General features: G+C 71.1%; 21 protein-coding genes. 12 read left to right on the top strand and 9 right to left on the bottom strand.

Annotated elements, in window-relative coordinates; all coding sequences use genetic code 11:
* Window positions 1-60 precede the first annotated feature (60 nt).
* Window positions 61-1,212 carry a thiolase family protein gene (locus LT971_RS13675; protein WP_237007500.1) on the top strand — a complete coding sequence of 384 codons (1,152 nt, stop codon included), beginning with the start codon at window positions 61-63 and terminating at the stop codon, window positions 1,210-1,212.
* Window positions 1,209-1,595 carry a Zn-ribbon domain-containing OB-fold protein gene (locus LT971_RS13680; protein ID WP_237007501.1) on the top strand — a complete coding sequence of 129 codons (387 nt, stop codon included), beginning with the start codon at window positions 1,209-1,211 and terminating at the stop codon, window positions 1,593-1,595. The genes LT971_RS13675 and LT971_RS13680 overlap by 4 nt, the downstream gene beginning before the upstream one ends.
* 32 nt (window positions 1,596-1,627) lie before the next feature.
* Here the strand turns inward: LT971_RS13680 and LT971_RS13685 are convergent, their stop codons facing one another.
* From LT971_RS13685 to LT971_RS13695, 3 genes are all read right to left on the bottom strand, one after another.
* Window positions 1,628-1,852 carry a hypothetical protein gene (locus tag LT971_RS13685; protein WP_237007502.1) on the bottom strand — a complete coding sequence of 75 codons (225 nt, stop codon included), beginning with the start codon at window positions 1,850-1,852 and terminating at the stop codon, window positions 1,628-1,630.
* Window positions 1,853-1,961: 109 nt separating this feature from the next.
* Window positions 1,962-3,173 (bottom strand): GNAT family N-acetyltransferase, encoded by a 1,212-nt coding sequence (locus tag LT971_RS13690; protein ID WP_237007503.1) that lies wholly within the window; start codon window positions 3,171-3,173, stop codon window positions 1,962-1,964.
* A gap of 45 nt (window positions 3,174-3,218) precedes the next feature.
* Window positions 3,219-4,319, bottom strand: a complete 1,101-nt coding sequence (locus LT971_RS13695; RefSeq protein WP_237007504.1) for an NADH:flavin oxidoreductase/NADH oxidase — start codon at window positions 4,317-4,319, stop codon at window positions 3,219-3,221.
* Window positions 4,320-4,448: 129 nt separating this feature from the next.
* Between LT971_RS13695 and LT971_RS13700 the strand changes: the two genes are divergently transcribed.
* A complete protein-coding gene (locus tag LT971_RS13700; RefSeq protein WP_237007505.1) occupies window positions 4,449-5,159 on the top strand; it encodes a DUF7504 family protein in 711 nt (236 codons plus the stop codon).
* Window positions 5,160-5,162: 3 nt separating this feature from the next.
* Here LT971_RS13700 and LT971_RS13705 read toward each other — a convergent pair whose 3' ends face one another.
* Window positions 5,163-5,411 (bottom strand): hypothetical protein, encoded by a 249-nt coding sequence (locus LT971_RS13705; protein ID WP_237007506.1) that lies wholly within the window; start codon window positions 5,409-5,411, stop codon window positions 5,163-5,165.
* Between the two features lie 104 nt (window positions 5,412-5,515).
* Window positions 5,516-6,157 (bottom strand): nitroreductase family protein, encoded by a 642-nt coding sequence (locus LT971_RS13710; RefSeq protein WP_237007507.1) that lies wholly within the window; start codon window positions 6,155-6,157, stop codon window positions 5,516-5,518.
* 214 nt (window positions 6,158-6,371) lie between these two features.
* Here LT971_RS13710 and LT971_RS13715 point away from each other — a divergent pair, with 214 nt between their 5' ends.
* The 3 genes from LT971_RS13715 to LT971_RS13725 all read left to right on the top strand — a co-directional run bounded on the left by LT971_RS13715 (window position 6,372) and on the right by LT971_RS13725 (window position 8,930).
* On the top strand, window positions 6,372-6,869 hold the full coding sequence (locus tag LT971_RS13715) for a metal-dependent transcriptional regulator (protein WP_237007508.1): 498 nt from the start codon (window positions 6,372-6,374) through the stop codon (window positions 6,867-6,869).
* Window positions 6,870-6,934: 65 nt separating this feature from the next.
* Entirely contained in the window at window positions 6,935-7,816 is an 882-nt protein-coding gene (locus LT971_RS13720; RefSeq protein WP_237007509.1) for a hypothetical protein, read from the top strand.
* A gap of 58 nt (window positions 7,817-7,874) precedes the next feature.
* Entirely contained in the window at window positions 7,875-8,930 is a 1,056-nt protein-coding gene (locus tag LT971_RS13725; protein WP_237007510.1) for a DUF2249 domain-containing protein, read from the top strand.
* Between the two features lie 179 nt (window positions 8,931-9,109).
* On the opposite strand, the gene LT971_RS13730 is transcribed toward LT971_RS13725, so the two are convergent.
* On the bottom strand, window positions 9,110-9,559 hold the full coding sequence (locus LT971_RS13730; protein ID WP_237007511.1) for an SRPBCC family protein: 450 nt from the start codon (window positions 9,557-9,559) through the stop codon (window positions 9,110-9,112).
* A gap of 106 nt (window positions 9,560-9,665) precedes the next feature.
* Here LT971_RS13730 and LT971_RS13735 point away from each other — a divergent pair, with 106 nt between their 5' ends.
* From LT971_RS13735 to LT971_RS13755, 5 genes are all read left to right on the top strand, one after another.
* Window positions 9,666-10,673 (top strand): hypothetical protein, encoded by a 1,008-nt coding sequence (locus tag LT971_RS13735; RefSeq protein WP_237007512.1) that lies wholly within the window; start codon window positions 9,666-9,668, stop codon window positions 10,671-10,673.
* The gene (locus LT971_RS13740) at window positions 10,666-10,977 is read left to right on the top strand and encodes a sulfurtransferase TusA family protein (protein ID WP_237007513.1); all 312 of its coding nucleotides are present in this window, start codon (window positions 10,666-10,668) and stop codon (window positions 10,975-10,977) included. The genes LT971_RS13735 and LT971_RS13740 overlap by 8 nt, the downstream gene beginning before the upstream one ends.
* On the top strand, window positions 10,970-11,689 hold the full coding sequence (locus LT971_RS13745) for a hypothetical protein (protein WP_237007514.1): 720 nt from the start codon (window positions 10,970-10,972) through the stop codon (window positions 11,687-11,689). Before LT971_RS13740 ends, LT971_RS13745 begins: the two co-directional genes overlap by 8 nt.
* Before the next feature lie 142 nt (window positions 11,690-11,831).
* The gene (locus LT971_RS13750) at window positions 11,832-12,491 is read left to right on the top strand and encodes a helix-turn-helix domain-containing protein (RefSeq protein ID WP_237007515.1); all 660 of its coding nucleotides are present in this window, start codon (window positions 11,832-11,834) and stop codon (window positions 12,489-12,491) included.
* 50 nt (window positions 12,492-12,541) lie between these two features.
* Entirely contained in the window at window positions 12,542-13,015 is a 474-nt protein-coding gene (locus LT971_RS13755; protein WP_237007516.1) for a redoxin domain-containing protein, read from the top strand.
* An 18-nt stretch (window positions 13,016-13,033) separates the two neighbouring features.
* On the opposite strand, the gene LT971_RS13760 is transcribed toward LT971_RS13755, so the two are convergent.
* Complete coding sequence (locus LT971_RS13760; RefSeq protein ID WP_237007517.1) at window positions 13,034-13,966, bottom strand: C40 family peptidase; 933 nt, start codon at window positions 13,964-13,966, stop codon at window positions 13,034-13,036.
* Window positions 13,967-13,988: 22 nt separating this feature from the next.
* The gene (locus tag LT971_RS13765) at window positions 13,989-14,768 is read right to left on the bottom strand and encodes a carbon-nitrogen hydrolase family protein (protein ID WP_237007518.1); all 780 of its coding nucleotides are present in this window, start codon (window positions 14,766-14,768) and stop codon (window positions 13,989-13,991) included.
* 96 nt (window positions 14,769-14,864) lie between these two features.
* Between LT971_RS13765 and LT971_RS13770 the strand changes: the two genes are divergently transcribed.
* Window positions 14,865-16,307, top strand: coding sequence for an aldehyde dehydrogenase family protein (locus LT971_RS13770; RefSeq protein ID WP_237007519.1), 1,443 nt, complete (start codon window positions 14,865-14,867; stop codon window positions 16,305-16,307).
* A gap of 34 nt (window positions 16,308-16,341) precedes the next feature.
* On the opposite strand, the gene LT971_RS13775 is transcribed toward LT971_RS13770, so the two are convergent.
* Window positions 16,342-17,142, bottom strand: coding sequence for a ZIP family metal transporter (locus LT971_RS13775; RefSeq protein ID WP_237007520.1), 801 nt, complete (start codon window positions 17,140-17,142; stop codon window positions 16,342-16,344).
* Between the last annotated feature and the right edge of the window lie 19 nt (window positions 17,143-17,161).

Below are 17,161 nucleotides of genomic sequence, written 5' to 3' on the forward strand. Positions count from 1 at the left end.
CCGATACGTGGCCTGGGCGCGCGTGGAAAGCTAAATGACGCCCCTGTACGAGGGAGGTGTATGGACCGCGTAGCAATCGTCGGCGCGTCGATGACGCAGTTCGGCGACCGCGACGCGTGGCTGCTGGACCTCCTCGCGGAGGCCGGCGACGCCGCGCTCGACGACGCCGGCGTGGACGGCGACGACGTCGACCACCTCTACGTCTCGAACATGGCAAGCGGCGAGTTCGAGGGCCAGACGGGCGTCCCGAACGCGCTCGCCCACGACCTCGCCGCGATGCCGGCGCACACCGCCCGCATCGACCAGACCAGTTCATCGGGCGGCGCCGGCATCTACGCCGCCTGGCAGTCCGTGGCGTCTGGCGCCAGCGAGACGACGCTGCTGGTCGGCGGCGAGAAGATGACCCACCGGACGACCGGCGAGGCCACGGACGTCATCGCGAGCCTCACGCACCCCGTCGAGTACAAGCACGGCGTCACGCTCCCGAGCTTCGCGGGGCTGACCGCTCGCAAGTACCTCGACCAGTACGACGCGCCCCGGGAGAGTCTGGGCAAGGTCGCCGTGAAGAACCACGAGAACGGGCTGGACAACCCTCACGCGCAGTTCCGGAAGGAAGTCGACCTCGAGACCGTCCTGGAGTCACCCATCGTCGCGGACCCGCTGCGGCTGTACGACTTCTGCCCCATCACGGACGGCAGCGCCGCGCTCGTGTTCTGCCCGGAGTCCGTCGCCGCGGAGTACACCGACGACTACGTCGTGGTGTCGGGCGTCGCGGGCGCGACGGACACCCACGTCGTCCACGAGCGCGACGACCCGACGACGATGCGCGGGGTCGTCGAGTCCTCGAATCAGGCCTACGAGATGGCGGGCCTCGGGCCCGACGACGTCGACGTGGCGGAGCTCCACGACATGTTCACGATTCTGGAGTTCCTGCAGAGTGAGGACCTCGGCTTCTTCGAGAAGGGCGAGGGCTGGAAGGCCGTCAGGGACGGCGTCACAGACCGAGACGGCGACCTCCCCATCAACACCTCGGGCGGCCTCAAGTCGAAGGGCCACCCGCTCGGCGCCAGCGGCGTCGCACAGGCCTACGAACTCTACCAGCAGCTGCTCGGGAACGCCGGCGACCGGCAGGTCGACGCCGAGGTCGGCCTGGCCTGCAACGTCGGCGGGTTCGGCAACTGCGTGACCACCACCATCCTCGAACAGCCATGAGTGACGACGACACCGAACGACGCCTCGACGCACACCGCTGCGAGAACGGCCACCTCAGCTACCCCGGACACACCCGGTGTCCGGACTGTGGCGCCGAACAGACCGAGACCGTCGACCTCTCCGAGCGCACGGGCGAGGTCGTGACGTGGACGACGTCGACGGCGACGCCGCCGGGCGTCCGCGAGCCGAACCACCTCGCAATCGTCGAGTTCGAGGTCGAGGGCGGGGCAGTCCGGGCGCTCGGCCAGCTGACGACCGCCGACGGCGTCGACATCGGCGCCGCCGTCGAGCCGGTGTACTGCGAGGAGCTGCGCGAGCCCGGCGCGGGCATCCGGGAGCCCGACAGCCAGGCGTGGGACGGCTACCGGTTCGAGCCGGTCTGACCGCCTCCCGAATCTGTTTCCTGCGGGCCTGCTCAGAGGCCGGCGGGCGTCAGGTCGCTGACCGTCTTCCCGAGTTTCTCCGCGGACCCGTCGACGAACGACCGCACGGAGCCGAGGACGTCACCGACGAACTCCGGCACCGGGTCCGGGAGGTCGACGGGCGGTCCGCCGCCGCCGCTGGCGGCTCCGGCGGCTTCTGCCGCAGCGGTTCCGACGTCGACGCCGACAGTCGCGAACAGGTCGAGTAGTTCGATCATTGCACTCGGCCCGAGGAGCCCGGGCCATAAGGGAAGGCGAGTCCGTGGCGCCGGGTTTCGGACAGTTAACGCCAGTTTCGGTGGGTTCGACCGCGCTCCCCCGAACGAGTCAGAATCCCTCCCGGAGGAACGTCGGCCGCTCGGGGAAGCAGTCGGCGAGCGCGTCGAGGGCGCGCTCGCCGGCGGCGTCCACGTCGCCGACCGCCGCGAGGTCGCTGGCGCTCCGGTAGCCGACGTACAGCTGGGAGAGCGCGCCGACGTCGAGTTCGACGTCGGCCGCCGCCGGGTCCGCCCCCCGCTCGACCGTGGCGGCGCCGCCAGCGACGGACAGCCGGTAGGTGTCGTCGTTCCAGTCCGCAAACGAGTCGCTGACGGCAACCACGAGCTCGCAGTCGGCGCCGTCGGGGTACGAGAGCGCCCCGAGGGCGGCCCCGACGTCCACGAGGCGCGCCATCGGACAGAGCCGGACTGTCGCCTCCACGTCGTCCGTGTTCGGGAGGTGGTCGAGCAGGTCGGCGTCGGCCGGCGTCCAGACGTGCACCCGGTCGACCTGCGAGTCGTGGTCGGCGAGGAATCGGAGGACTGCGAGGCGGGCGTCGTGGTCGACGGCCGCCCAGTCCCGCACCTGCAGCGTCTTCTCGTCGCCGTCGCCCTCGACACTGTACGTGAGGTACGCCGCGAGGTCGCCGTCCTCGCGTTCGAAGCCGTAGGCGTAGGGGTCGTCTTCCCAGCCGGCGAAGACGCGCTTGCGCCACCACTCCTCGGAGCGCTCCATCGTGAGTTCGTAGCCCGCGCCGTGGGCGTCGTGGACGGCGGCCGTGCGCTCCCAGTCGTCGTCGACATCGAGGGGCACGAACTCCCCGTGGTCGTGGTCGGGCGCGAACGACAGCGCGTCCGGGTCGAGGTCGTGTTCGACGGCGCGGGTCGCCGTCGCCCAGCCGTACTGGCCGTAGAATGACCGCTTGAACGGCCAGAGCGCGGAGAGGTAGACACCCTCGCTGCGGGACTGGACGAGGCTCTCGTGGAGCATCTGGCCGACCAGCCCCCGGCGCCGGCGCTCGGGCGGGCTGGCGACCGCCGAGAGGCCGTGGAGGTCGTGGACGTCTCCCCGCAGGCGGGTGCGGAAGTCGATGTGCTTGCAGGCAGCCAGGAGGTCGTCGTCGCCGTCGTACAGGCCGTATCGGGTGCCGACTGTCGCGCCGGCCGGGAGGTCCTCGGGGTCGAAGTCGTCGAAGGGGCCGTCCTCCGGTCGGAAGGCGTACGAGACGAGCGAGTGGAAGGCCTCGCGGTCCTCGTCGGGGACGTGGCGGAACTCGGGCATAGGAGCATCCCGGACGGACGAGCGCTTGAAGCTACCGGGAGCGTGTCACTGGAACCCGCGGCGGTACTGCGCGGGGACGTCGATTGCGTCCTCGCGGCCGAGTTCGCTGGCGGCGTGCAGCGGGAAGTAGGGGTCGCGGAGGAACTTCCGGCCGACGATGGCGAGGTCCGCGCGGCCGTTTCGGACGAGCGCGTCGGCCTGTTCGGCGGTCTGGATGCCGCCGACCGCGCCGACGGCGATGTCCGAGTCCGTCTCGGTCTTGATGCGTTCGGCGAACCGGACCTGGTAGTTTGGGCCGACCCAGTCGATGTCCTGGTCGGGGTGGATGCCGCCCGTGGAGACGTCGACGAGGTCGGCGCCCGACTCGGCGAGGTCGTCGGCGAGCCGGACCGACTGCTCGACGTCCCAGGAGTCGCGGTCGTCGAGCCAGTCCGTCGCGGAGATGCGCACGAACACGGGCTTGCCGTCGGGCCACTCGTCCCGGACGGCCTCGGTGACCTCCCGGACGAGCCGGGTGCGGTTCTCGAAGCTGCCGCCGTACTCGTCGTCGCGGTGGTTCGCGACCGGGGAGAGGAACTCGTGGAGGAGGTAGCCGTGGGCAGCGTGCACCTCGGCGACCTCGAAGCCGGCCTCGCGGGCGCGACGGGCGCCCTGCCGGAACGAGTCCACGACGTCCCGGATGCCCTCCCGGTCGAGCTTTCGGGTCTCGCGCGGGTCGTCCTCGAAGGGGTAGGGGTCGGCACTCGGCGCGACCGGATCCCAGCCGCCCTCGGCTTCCGCGAGCGGGCCGCGCTCCTCCTCCCACGGGCGCGCGGTGCCGGCTTTCCGACCGGCGTGCGCGAGCTGGATGCCCGGGGTGGCGCCCTGCTGTTTCACGAACTCGGCGACCGGTTCGAGGGCGTCGCGGTGGTCGTCGCTCCAGATGCCGAGGTCCTCGGGGGAGATGCGACCGCGGGCCTCGACGGCGGTCGCCTCGGAGATGACGACGCCGGCGCCGCCGACCGCACGCGACCCGAGGTGGACGCGGTGCCAGTCGGTCGCGAGGCCGTCGCGGTCCTCGCAGGAGTACTGGCACATCGGCGACACCGCGATTCGGTTCCGTATCGTCGTCTCACGCAACTGCAGTGGCGAGAAAGCGTCTGGCATCGTCGCTGGCTACCCGCCCCCGGGGTTTAGCGGTGGTGGACGCCGGGGCGTTTGCCGACACACCGGTGGGTTTCGTTCGACCCCGAGATGCCAAATTTTATACTGGACGGCGCCATCTGAACTAGTAGGATGAGTTACCCTTCCGCCGGGGACGGGTGGTCGTCGTCACCCGAGACGTTCGCCGACGCCCTCCAGGAGCTCAAGACGGCCGGCTGCATGGTGCTGGTCGTCGAGAACGACGACTGTGCCACCCACGACGGCTGCGACCGGCTGCTCGGCGCCGACCACTCCGAGGACCGCCGCCGGCTGTTCGTACAGACCGACGCTGCCTCGTCTTCCCGACTCTCGGCCGCGGGGAGACGGGACCGCACCACGGAGCGAGTCGCCCGACTCGAGACAGCGACCCGGAGCACCGCAGCCGGAGCGTCGACCTCCAGCCAAGGGGACGCCGACGGTCCGAGCCCCCGCACGAGCGACACAACTGTCGCTTCGGACCTCGACACGCTGGCGGCGGACGCCCGGGACGCCGTCGACGCGCTCGCGCCGCCGGACGGCTTCGAGCCCGGGCAGCTCCGCATCTGCATGGACGCCCTCGGCGACGTCGTCGCGGCCGTCGACACTGCCGGCGCGACCGGGCTCGTCGCGGACCTCCGAGCGCTCGTCGAGACACACGGTGGCCTCGGGCACGTCCACGTGACGCAAGCCGCGCCCGGCGCGGCCGCCGAAGCGCTCCTCCCGCAGATGGACGCCGTCGTGGAGATCGCGGGCGCCGACGGCAGCCCCCGCCACCGCTGGCACCTCCCCGACGAGTCGCTGACGAGCAGCTGGCTGTCGCTGTAGCCCTTACTCGTCGTTCTCGGGGGCAGCGTGTTCCTCGCCGTCCTCCGAGTCGCGGGACTGTTCGTCGCTGGGTTCGCTGTCCTCGGCCGAGTAGTCGGGTTCCCCCGCGACCTGTATCTCGGCTTCGACCTCGATCTCGAGGCCCGGCGCCGTCAGTTCGGCCTCGAAAGACTCCTCGTCGCCCGCTTCGACTTCCAGTTCGGTTGAGTCGACCTCGACCTCGACCTCAGCGTCGACGTACGTGTCCGGCATACGCGACACCACGGCCGCGACGCCGGTAAGCGATGTGGCTGTTCGCAGCCCGTGAAGCAGTGAACTGGAGACCCCGTGCGCCCGAGGTGCGTCGGGCAGTCAGCCTAGAAGGATTCGCGGTGGAGCACTTCGTCGACGCTGCGGCGGGGCAGGCGCTCGGGCTCGTCGCCGCCGCTCGGACCGACGGCCAGCAGCACGACCGGAATCGTGTCCTCGGGCAGGTCGGCGAACTCGGCGGCGGCCTCGAAGTCGAAGCCGGTCATCGGCGTCGCAGTGAGGCCGCGGGCGTGCGCCGACAGCAGGAGGTTCTGCGCCGCGAGGCTGGCGTTCCGGACGGCGTAGTCGCGGCCGGCGCGGTCGCTCTCGTAGCCCGCGACGGTCTGCTCTTTCATGCCCTGAGCGGTCTCCTCGTCGACGCGGCCGGCCTCGACCCACTCCTCGAAGACGCGGTCGGCGGTCTTCGGGTCGGTGTGGCCGGCGACGAGAATCGCCGTGCCCGCCTCGGCGATGTGTTCCTGGCCGAACGCGATGTCGACGAGTTCGTCCAGTCGGTCGTCGTCCTGCACAGTCACGAACTCCCAGGGCTGGAGGTTGTACGAGGACGGCGCGAGCGTCGCGTCCCGGACGAGTTCCTCCAGCGTCTCCTCGTCGAGGTCGGCGTCCGCGTCGAAGTTGTGGCCCGAGCGGCGGCTCCGCAGCCCGTCGATGAGGGCGTCCGTCTCCGGCAGCAGCTGTGTCTCTGACATCGACCTACGGTAGGTAACCCGCACTTAGTTGCGTGGCGTCCGGGGAGAGCCCCGCCGATTGGCGTGTGCGGCCGTTTCACGGACGTATTCGGGTGACTCCTGGGACCACAGGTGACAGCGGTGATACCGACAGAGCGTAACCCAGCGGGGCGAGCCACGCGAGCGAACGGATTCGGGGGGACACACTCCCGGCTGGCCGTGGTACAGCGTGTCGATGGCAGCTAGCGCCCACGCGAGTGCCCGATGCGGGTGCACCGACCCAGCGGACTGTGTCGACCGACGTACCGGCCGGTACCTGACCGCAGTTTACTGGCTCGAGGCCGCCGCCGACGACGGCCAGCGCGAGTACGTCAGGACGGGCGCCGTCGGCGAGCGCCTCGGCGTCACCCCCGCGACGGTCACGGAGATGTTCGACCGGCTCGCCGCCGACGGCCTCGTCACCTACGAGAAACACGTCGGCGTCGCGCTCACCGACCGCGGCGAGACCGTCGGCAGCGAACTCGCGTGGCGGCAGTGCGTCGTCCGGACGTTCTTCGCGTCCGAACTCGGCGTCGAGTTCGACGCCGGCGACGGCTACCAGTTCGGCTACGTGCTCCCGGACCACGGCGTCGAGGAACTCTGCGCGCTCGTCGACCACCCCGGTGGAGACTGCTGTGGGGGCGGTGACGAGATGGAGGCGACGGACTGCCGGTGTGTCACTCGGGCGGACTGACACCGCCGAGGCGAACACCTCCGGGTGCGAGCACAAGGGCGTCCGGGAGCTACCACCGGGTAGCGATGGGTCAGGAGACCGCCGAGACGACAGTCGCCGTCGAGTGGGCGCGGGCGACCGACCAGCCGCCGGACCCCGTCGTCGCGGCGGCGCCCTACCTCGAACTCGCGCTCGAACACCCGGAGCTGGACGCGACACACGCCGACGGCCAGTTCTTCCCCGACGCCGTCCCCTACCGCACAGGCGACGAGGCGAGAGTGTTCTACTGGCGGTCCGTGCTGGCCGACGACGCCGCCGGGTCCGGTACGCCGGGCGCGTTCTGGGCGACCACGCACGAGCTCCGCGCGCTCGGCGCCGGGACGGGTGGGCTCGCGGGTCCACAGCTCCTCGTCCGCGACGGTGACGTCCACGAAGTCGTGGTCGACGGCACCGTCGCTGGCGACTCCACGATTGCCCGGGTCCGGGGATACTCCTCGCCCAGCGTGGCTGTCCACTCGTTGGACGCCGACTCGGCGACTGTCGCTGCCGGCGACGAGACGGTGCCCGTGGCGGCCGGCGAGACGACCACGGTGACGCTGCCGAGTCAGTCGGTCCGGCCGGCCGACGGCAGTGAGCCGGTCGCGGTCACTCCCGTGCTCCGAATCCGGTTCCCGGGCGTCCGAACCGTCTACCACCCGCCAGCGGGCAGCGGGAGCGCGGTGTTCCCGTCGTTCGGACTGGACCTCGCCGGGCTCCCCGACCCCGTTTCTGTGCCGACCGAGCACGGCGAACTGAACCACGGCGCGCTCGCGGACGCCCTCGGCGTCGACCTCGACGACCGCCCGTACGCCGAGCGCACGCTCTGGCAGGCGTTCGCGTACGCCGCCTTCGACCCGCACCGCGACGACCCGCCGCGGCTCCGCCAGACCGACGAGGGCCTGCTGGTCGTCGCCAACCCCGTGACGTAGCGCAACCCGAATCGATTCGGCCGAGGCCCTACTCGCGTGGGGCGTCTCCTCCCGAGTGATGCAGACCGCCATCGACGTCACCGAGACCGACCGGTCGGAGCGCCGCCAGCGCGTCTTCGAGGAGCTCGACGCCGTCGACGACGGCGAGTCGCTCGTCGTCGTCGCCGACGAGGACCCACACCCGACGCTCCGCCAGTACGGCGTACTCCGGGCCCCCGAGGTGGACGTGACCTACGAGCAGGACGGCCCCGACGAGTGGAAGCTCCGCGCGACCAGGCGGGCCCCGGATGACGAGCGGGCCGACGACGAGCTCCCGGCGTTCGACGTCCGCGAGATGCCGCCGCGGCGCCGACACACCGTGCTGACGGAGACCTTCGAGCTGCTCGAACCCGGCGAGGGGTTCGTGCTCGTCAACGACCACGACCCCGAGCCGCTGTACCACGAGCTCCAGTCCGTCCACGGGGACGTCGTCGGCTGGTCCTACGAGCGGGAGGACCCCGGCGAGTGGCGGGTCGAGATTTCGCGCACGGGCGCCTCCGAGAGCGACGACGAAGACGACGGAGCGACCGCGACGTTCGACGTCCGGGAGATTCCGAAGCCGGACCGCCACCCGACCATCCACCACCGCTACGGCGGCCTGGCGGCGGGCGACAGCCTCGACGTCGTCGCACCCCACGAACCGAAGCCGCTGCGCCGCGAGTTCGAAGAACAGTACGGCGAGGACGCCTTCGGCTGGGAGATTCGCGAGCGCGAACCCGGGGAGGTCCGCGTGCGCGTTACGAAGCAGCCCGACGCTGCCGACGTCGACGACGATTCGGGCGACGAAGGTGACGGTGAACTGACCGTCGCTCACGAGCTCGACGTCCGGGACCGCCCGCCCGCACAGCGCCACGACGCCATCTTCGAGGCCTACGAGGACCTCGACGCCGGCGAGGGGTTCGTACTCGTCAACGACCACGACCCGAAGCCGCTGTACCACCAGTTCGAGGCCGAGGCCGGCCCCGAGTTCCACTGGTCCTACCGCGCGAAAGACCCCGGCGAGTTCCGGGTGCTCGTCGGGAAGGAGGCGGGAGCTGGCACAGCGCCCGACGAGACCGTCGACGCGCCGTTCTGAGCGCGGCTACGTCACGTCGAGCGCGCGCCCGCAATCCGGGCACTCCTCGGTGACGACGGTCACCTGCGCGTCACAGTCCGGGCAGTGCTCGCGGTAGCAGGCGCGATCTCCCATGCCCGCGACTATCGGCAGCCGACGACAAAGTCGTTGCTCCGACCGGGGCTGGGACGGACACCGGGTCACTTCACTGTCGACTCGTCCGCCCCCGACCCGGCCGCCTGTTGCTGGAGCCAGTCGAACTGGCTCTCGAGTTCCTTGCGGCGCTGGCGCTTGATGACCGTCGCGTCGAGTACGTCGCCCAGCACGGGGACGTCCAGCGAGAAGTCCGTCGTCGCGGTCACGACCGAGGCGTCGCCGCCCATGGCCGGGTCGACGGTGTAGGTGGTCGACATCTCGTCGAACAGCCCCTCCGTCTGGACGTACGCCAGGTCGGCGTCCGGGTCGTCGACGACCTCGAGGGTGAGTTCGAGGGTCATGATGCCGACCTGGTTGCCGACCTCGACGGTGTCGCCGTCGACGGCGACCTCGTCGAACCCCGAGGCTTCCACGAACGGTTCGAGCCGGCCGAGGGCGTCCCGGACGCTAGCCGGCTGGGCGTCCACGGTCCGCTCGACGGTGACTGTCTGCATCGTGTCCGGTTGTTCGCGGCCACCCCCTAACCAGTGTCGGGCGAATATGTGCGCGAGCACCCCTTTGTTTCGGTCGCCCTAATCCTCGGGCGGGTGAGGACTCCAGATGGCACAACAGGGACAGCGGACGTCCACGGCGCTCGCCGACGACCTCTTCGACAAGTACGTGCTCCCGAAGGCGGCGCTCGCCATCATCCTGGCCGCGTCGCTGGCCGGCACCGCTGTCTCCCTGCGCCTGTCGGGAGACTGGTCGCTGCTGGCCGCGGGCGCGACGTGGCTGTACCTCGTCGCGCTCGGCGTGCTCACCGGCGGCTTGCTGTGGAAGCACGGCTTCGTCCGGCCGGCAGACCTCGAGACCGGCGCCGACGAGTACTGCGCCCAGATGTACGGTCGCTACGACCGGTTCGCCGCGGCGTCGCTGGCCGTCGTGCTCGCCGCCGGCGTGGCCGTACTCTGGCGGTACCGCTCGGCTGGGATCGACCCCCTGCTCGTCGGGAGTCTCGGCGCGTCGCTGCTCGTGCTGGGTGCGGCGGGGAGCGCGCAGGTCGCGCGCTCGCAGCCAGTCGACCGCCAGTTCCGGCACCCGCTGGGGGTGCTCGCGCTCGCCGCCGCCGTCGCCGCCGTCGCGCTCACGGCGGCAGCCGAGGTAGCGCTGCGGTCTGGCAGCCTCGCCGCCGTCGCCGTGCGCGCGCTGCACCTGCTGTCGTTCTCGGTCTGGGTCGGCGGCGCCGTCTGGAACATCTTCGCCGCCGTCCCCACCGGCCAGGAGTACCCGACGCCCGAGGTCGTGCGGGCCGCCGGCGAACAGCTCGAGCGGTTCCGGTGGGCGGTCCGGTTCGTCATCCCGACGATTCTGTTCACCGGCCTCTACCAGGCCGTCGACGGGCTCGGCGTCGCTGCGGCGACGTACGTGGGGTCGCTACTCGGTCTCGCCGTGCTGTCGAAACTCGGGCTGATCGGCGTGCTCTTCGCCATCTTCAAGCTCTGCCCGATGTGGCGGGCGTGCTCGCCCATCGACGGAGTGTGTGACCTCGCGCACGCCGACGACGGTGCGGACACCGCCGACAGCGAAACGACGGCCACCACGACGACGACAGGCGAGGCAGATGACTAGCCACCAGCCACCGGAGTCCCTGCCGGACGTCGAGCCGGACCGGACCGTCGACAACCGCGGCCGGGGCTGTGCGAACGGCATCGTACGCGTGCAGCGCGCGCTCGAAGACCTGCCCGACGGGGCGGTCCTCGAGATCGTGAGCACGGACCGGCGCGCGAAACAGGAGTACCCGAAGCTCGCCGCCCAGACCGCCCACGACCTGCTGGGCGTCGAGAGCGAGCGCAGCGGCATCGTCAGCAAACAGTACACGACCTACCTGCGGATTCACGACGACGACGCGGCCGACGACATCCACCATGAGTGACAGCGCTCCGACGACAGCGTCGACGCACAGCGACACGAACGAGACCGGGCGAGCGGCCACAGACGCCGACACCACGCCGTGGCAGCGGCTGGCCGACGCGGACCCGATTCGCGTCCGCGACCCGCTGGCGGAAGTCCTCGGGATGGTACCGGAGGGCGAGCCGCTGGTCGTGACGTTCCCCGAGGTCGCGAAGGCCGCCGGGCACGCGTGTCCGGCGGTCGCGGGCGCATACCGCGCGACCCAGCTCGCGCTGGACGAACTGTATCCGGAGTCCACGCCGGTCCGGTCGGAGGTATCGGTGCGGGTCGGCGGCGAGCCCGAGCAGCCGGGCCTCGGGCCGATGGCGAACGTGATTCGGCACGTCACGGGCGCCGCCGACGAGACGGGGTTCGCCGGCTTCGGCGGGTACGGCGGCCGCGACGACCTGCTCTCGTTCGGCGAGGTGCCGGGGCCGGGGCGGTCGTTCGCATTCACGCGCGAGGACACCGACGAGACCGTCCGGGTGTCGTTCGACCCGTCGGCGACCGGCGTCGACCCCGAGGACGGCGGCGGGAGCCCGATGCAGGCCGTCGGGAAGCTCGTGGCGGGCGAGGCGTCCGACGCGGAGCGCGAGCAGTTCTACGACCAGTGGCACGGTCGCGTACAGCGCGTGCTCGAGGCACCGGCCGGTGACGGCAGCCCGTTCACGCTGGAGCGCGCCAGCGAGAGCTGACCGACTGCGCCGACGCGATTTCTGCGCCGCTGGTGAGACAGTCGACAGCTGTGGGTCCAGCGGACCGTCGTCGTTTATCCGACGCGAACCGAAGGCGTTCGGCGTCAGGTACTCCCCCCGCAGCGTTTTGGGTTAACCTAAAATGGTCCAGGCGTCGCTGACGCTGACGGTCCCCGAACAGACGTGGATTGGCACGGTCTCCCGGCAGTACCCCGACGCGCGCTTCCAGGTGCGGTCCGCGCAGTCCTGTGACGGCCTCGGCGTCGGCTTCGTCGAGCTGTACGCCGACGACCCCACTCGCATCTGCGAGGACATCACAGGCTACGAGGACGTCCACGCGGTAGAGGTGTTCCACGAGGACGACGACCGCGCAGTCGTCCAGATCGAGGCCGACGCCCCCATCCTCCTCCGGGTGCTCGACCGCACCGGTGTCCCCGTGGAGATGCCCTTCGAAATCGCCGACGGCGAGGTCGACTGGGAGGTCACCACGACGCGGAACCGGCTGTCGGATCTCGCGGCCGAACTGGACCGCTCGGAGGTCGGGTACATGGTCGAGCACATCCGCGACGAGACGAGTTTCGACGCCGTGCTCACGGACCGCCAGCAGGAGGTCCTGAACGCCGCCATCGACGCCGGCTACTACGACTCGCCGCGAGAGTGCACACAGGAGGAGCTGGCCGCCGAGCTCGAGATGGCGAAGTCGACGTGCAGCGAGATTCTGCACCGCGCCGAGGAGCGCGTCGTCAAGCAGTTCACCGACGGCGACCAGCCCGCGTTCACCGACCGCGTGCTGTCGGCCTGAGAATCGGTTCGCGACCGGACTTATGGTTCGTGACGCCGTACTGACAGGCGATGCTCTCGACAGGCGACACCGCCCCGACGTTCGACGCGACGCTCGGCACGACCGACCACGAGGACTTCTCGCTGTCCGAACGCCTCGGCGACGGCCCGGTCGTCCTCGCCTTCTTCCCGGGCGCGTTCACGCCGCCGTGCACGAACGAGATGGTCGCGCTCCAGGACCACCTCGACGAGTTCGAGGCCGCCGGCGCGACCGTCCTCGGCGTGAGCGCCGACTCCCCGTTCTGTCAGGGCGCCTTCCGGGACGAACACGAACTGGCGTTCGACCTCGTCAGCGACACCGCCGGCGACGCCATCCGCGCGTACGACCTCGAGATGGACCTCCCGGACCTCGGGCTGTACGGCGTCGCGAACCGCGCGGTGTTCGTGCTCGACGACGACGGCGAGGTCACCCACTCGTGGGTCGCCGACGACCCGACGAACGAGCCGGACTACGAGGAACTGCTGGACGCGGTCCGGGCGGCCTGACGCGAGCCCACGCTGTGCTCACAGCAGTCGTTTCGCGCACGCGAACGACTCGTCGAGGTCGGCGACGTAGCCGTCGTCAGCCGGGTCGAGGCTGTTCTCCGTGACTGCGTCTGCCGGTCCGTAGGCGTGGACGAACGACGAGCCGCCGGTGGCGACGGCGACGTGGCCCGGGAAGAACAAGAGGTCGCCCGCCGCCAGCGAGTCCCGGTCGACCGGGTCGCCCAGTGCGCGCTGCTGGTCGGCGTCCCGCGGCAGCGCGAGCCCGTGCCGGCGGTAGGCCTGCCAGACGAGCCCAGAGCAGTCGATGCCGTCGGTCGTGGTGCCGCCCCAGCGGTACGGCGTCCCGAGGTACTCGCGGGCGGCCGCGACGACCGACACACCGGTCGGCTCGCGGGGCGCCGCTGCGGCGTCCGAGTCGGCTTCCCCGCCAGTTCCGAACCTGAGTCGGCCGTCTCCGAGACGCTCGCAGTCTGTGCCCCGAGGGACGGTCACGCCGTCGACGGACAGCTCGGCCGTCGTCAGGGCGTCGGTGGTCACGTCGACGGGGGTGGCGAGCACACCGTCTCGGACCCACCCGAGGTAGCCGTCGGGTGCGCGGACCCGGCGCCAGCCACCAGTCGCGTCGAACGCCGTCACCTCACAGCCGTACCGGAGCTCCGTCACGCGCTCGCCGTCGTGGGCGGGTGCATCCCGGACGGCGGCCACGCGCTCGCTGCACGTGGCCGGCTCGGCGTGCCGGGAGAGCACTGTCACCTCGCACTCGACGTGCGCCCCGGCCGCCTCCCGGGCCGCGCGGAGCGCGCGCTGGCGGAGTTCGGGCGTCGAGACTGCGCCGGTGAGCGCGGGCGGGTCGCCAGCGACCTCGAGGTCGAAGACGGCGACTCGGTCGTCCGGGGCGTGCCGGGTTCGGCAGCGCTGGACGGCGAGCCGGGCTCGTCGAGCGGCGTCCATGACGGGGTGTGGACGGCGCGCGCTAAGAATCCTCGCCCAGCACGGGGATGAACTCGCGTTGCTCGGTCAGAATCTCGGGGTCGAGGTCGGCGACGAGCGTGCGTTCGTCGCGGTTGAGCGCGCGGCCGACGGCGCCGTCGGGTCGCACGACGGCTGACCGACCGGCGTAGTCGACGGTGGGTGCGTCCGGGAGGTCGCGGCGGCCGGTGCGACCGCAGCCGACGACCCAGCGCACGCCGTCGAGCGCGCGAGCCCTCAGGAGCAGCCGCCAGTTCTCGCTGTAGGTGCCCGGCCACGCGCCGACGACGAGCAGGGCGTCGACGTGCTCACGGGCGAACGCGGCACTCACCTCGACGAAGTTCAGGTCGTAGCAGGTGACGAGGCCCGCCTCGCCGACCGGCGTGTCCACGGTGACGGCGTCGTCGCCGGTCGCGAGCACCTCGCTCTCGGCCGCCCAGAGGTGGCGCTTCCGGTAGAACGTCCGGTCGCCGTCCGGGGTCACGTAGGCGACGGTGTTGTAGTACTGGCCGTCGGCGGCGTCCTCGACGAACCCCGCGAGCAAAGCGAGGTCGTGGTCGCTGGCGTACGCTGCGAGGCGGTCGAGTTCAGTTCCGTCCCGGGTCAGGGCGGCGTCGTAGACGCGTTCGTCGGCGACGAAGCCGGTCAGGCCGTACTCGGGGAAGAGCGCGAGGTCGACGCCGTCCTCGAGGGCGGCGAGGCGTTCGCCCACGGTGGCGAGGTTCGCGGCCGGGTCGAGGTCGGCGACGTCGGTCTGGCAGGCGGCGACGGTCGGTGCTGGCACGCGCGGACCGAGGCCGCCGACCCCCATCAAGCCCCCGGAGCAATCTTTCTTCGATTTTGAGTAAACTCTTTACCGGCCGGCTGCCAAGGGTCGCACATGGAGCAAAACGCAATCCACCGCCGCGAGCGACCCTTCGTGGCCGGTGAGTGGGTGTCCGACGGGGACCCGATGCCCGTCTCGGACCTCGCAGACGGCGGCACGTTCGCGTCCGTCGCCGCCGCCAGCGCGGGCGACGCCAAGCGCGCGCTCGCCGCGGCAGACGACGTCCAGTCGCTCCTCCGGGAGACGACGGTGCCCGAGCGCGTCGAGTGGCTCGAAGCCATCGCCGACGGCATCCGCGCCCGCGAGGACGAACTCGCGGAGGTCATCGTGCGGGAGGCGGGCAAACCCATCTCCAGCGCGCGCGGCGAAGTCCAGAGTGCCGCCGAGCGCTTCGAGCGCGCAGTCGGCGAGATTCGCCACCTCAAGGGAGAGTACCGCGAGGGCACGACGGCCGGCCACGAGGACTGGCGCGCCGTCGTCAAGCACGAGCCGATGGGGACCGTGCTGTGCATCTCCCCGTACAACTACCCTCTCGCGACTACGGCGCTGCAGGTCGCGCCGGCGCTGGCCGCCGGCAACGCCGTCGTCGTGAAGCCCGCGAGCAAGACGCCCGTCAGCGCCGCCATCCTCGCGGAAATCGTCGCCGAGGCCGGCCTCCCGGCCGGCGCGTTCAACTTCGTGCCCGGTGAGTCCAGCGTCGTCGGCGACCCGCTGGCGTCGGACAGCCGCGTGGACGCTATCGCGATGACGGGGTCGTCGGGCGCCGGCGAGCACGTCGCCCGGCAGTCCGGCATCACCCGGCTCCACATGGAGCTCGGCGGGAACGCGCCGGCCATCGTCTTCGAGGACGCCGACCTCGACGACGCCGCCAGCGCCGCAGCGAAGGGGTCGCTGAAGTACGCGGGCCAGCGGTGTTCGGCCGTCTCCCGCGTGCTCGCTCACGAGTCAGTCCACGACGACCTCGTGGCGCGCGTCGACGACGCGATGGACGACTGGACGGTCGGCGACCTCTTCGAGGAAGACACCGACCTCGGGCCGCTCGTCAGCGGCGACCAGGTCGACTGGGTCGCCGAACTGGTCGACGACGCCGTCGACCGCGGCGCGACCGTCGTCCGCGGCGGCCAGCAGTACGAGGACAACGGCGTCCACTACTACGAGCCGACGCTGCTCGCCGACGTTCCCCGGGACGCCCGCATCGTCGACGAGGAGCAGTTCGGTCCGGTCTGCGCGGTCACGACCATCGAGGATGAGGACGACGCTCTCGACCTGGCGAACCGCTCGGACCTCGCGCTGGACGCCGCCGTCTTCACCAGCGACCACGACCGCGCGATGCGGGTCGCCGAGCGCGTGAACGCCGGCGCCGTCCGCATCAACGGCGCACCGAGCCACGGCCTCGGCGACGTGCCGTTCGGCGGCAACGACGCCTCCGGCATCGGCCGCGAGGGCCTCGACTCGACCATCCACGAGTTCGTCCGGAAGAAGTCCATCGTCCTCTGAGGCGGCCACTCCGACCGCCGCCTTCGCCGTTTTGCTACGCGAACAGCAGCATCGGGACCATCCCGAGGATGCCGACGACGAGGCCGACAGCGAGTTCGCGGGTGCCGCCGTTCGGGAGGCGACGCCCGACCTCGCGGGCTTCCGGCAGGAACTCGCTGACCACGAGGAACACCATCGCGCCGCCGGCGAAGCCGTAGCCGAACGGCAGCGCGGCCCGGGCAATCTGGACGAAGATGTAGGAGATGGCGGCGCCGATCGGCTGCGGAACGCTGGTGAAGACGGCGACGGCGACGAGCGTCCAGCGGCGCGCGCCGTGTTCGTGCAGCGGGATGGACACCGCCAGCCCCTCCGGAACGTTGTGGATGGAGATGGCGATGGTCATGAACACTGCGAGGACGGGGACCGTGAACCCCGCAATCGGGATGCCACCCTCGAGGCCCATGTCGGCGAAGGAGACGCCGACGGCGACGCCCTCTGGGAACGAGTGGACGGTGAGCACGCCGGCGATGAGCACGAGCTTCTTGAAGTCGGCGGCCGCGATCTCCCGGGGTTCGAACTCGTGGTCGTCGATGATGCGTCCCGCCACGAGCACGAGCGCGACGCCGACGAGCGCGCCGAGCCCGATTTGAACCGGGCCGCCGTAGTTCAGGGCCTCCCGGAACAGGCCGAAGCCGGACGCGGAGAGCATGATGCCGGACGCGAGTCCCCAGAGGCCGACGCGCCACCGGTCGTCGACGTCGTCGACGAAGAAGAACGGGAGCGCCCCGAGGCCCGTCGCCAGGTCCGTCAGGAGGCCGGCGACGAAGACGAACGCGAGCTCCCCGGTCAGTACCATGCCAGAGGGTTATCGAGCA

Source organism: Halobacterium rubrum, assembly GCF_021729015.1.
Classification (GTDB): Archaea; Halobacteriota; Halobacteria; order Halobacteriales; family Halobacteriaceae; genus Halobacterium; species Halobacterium rubrum.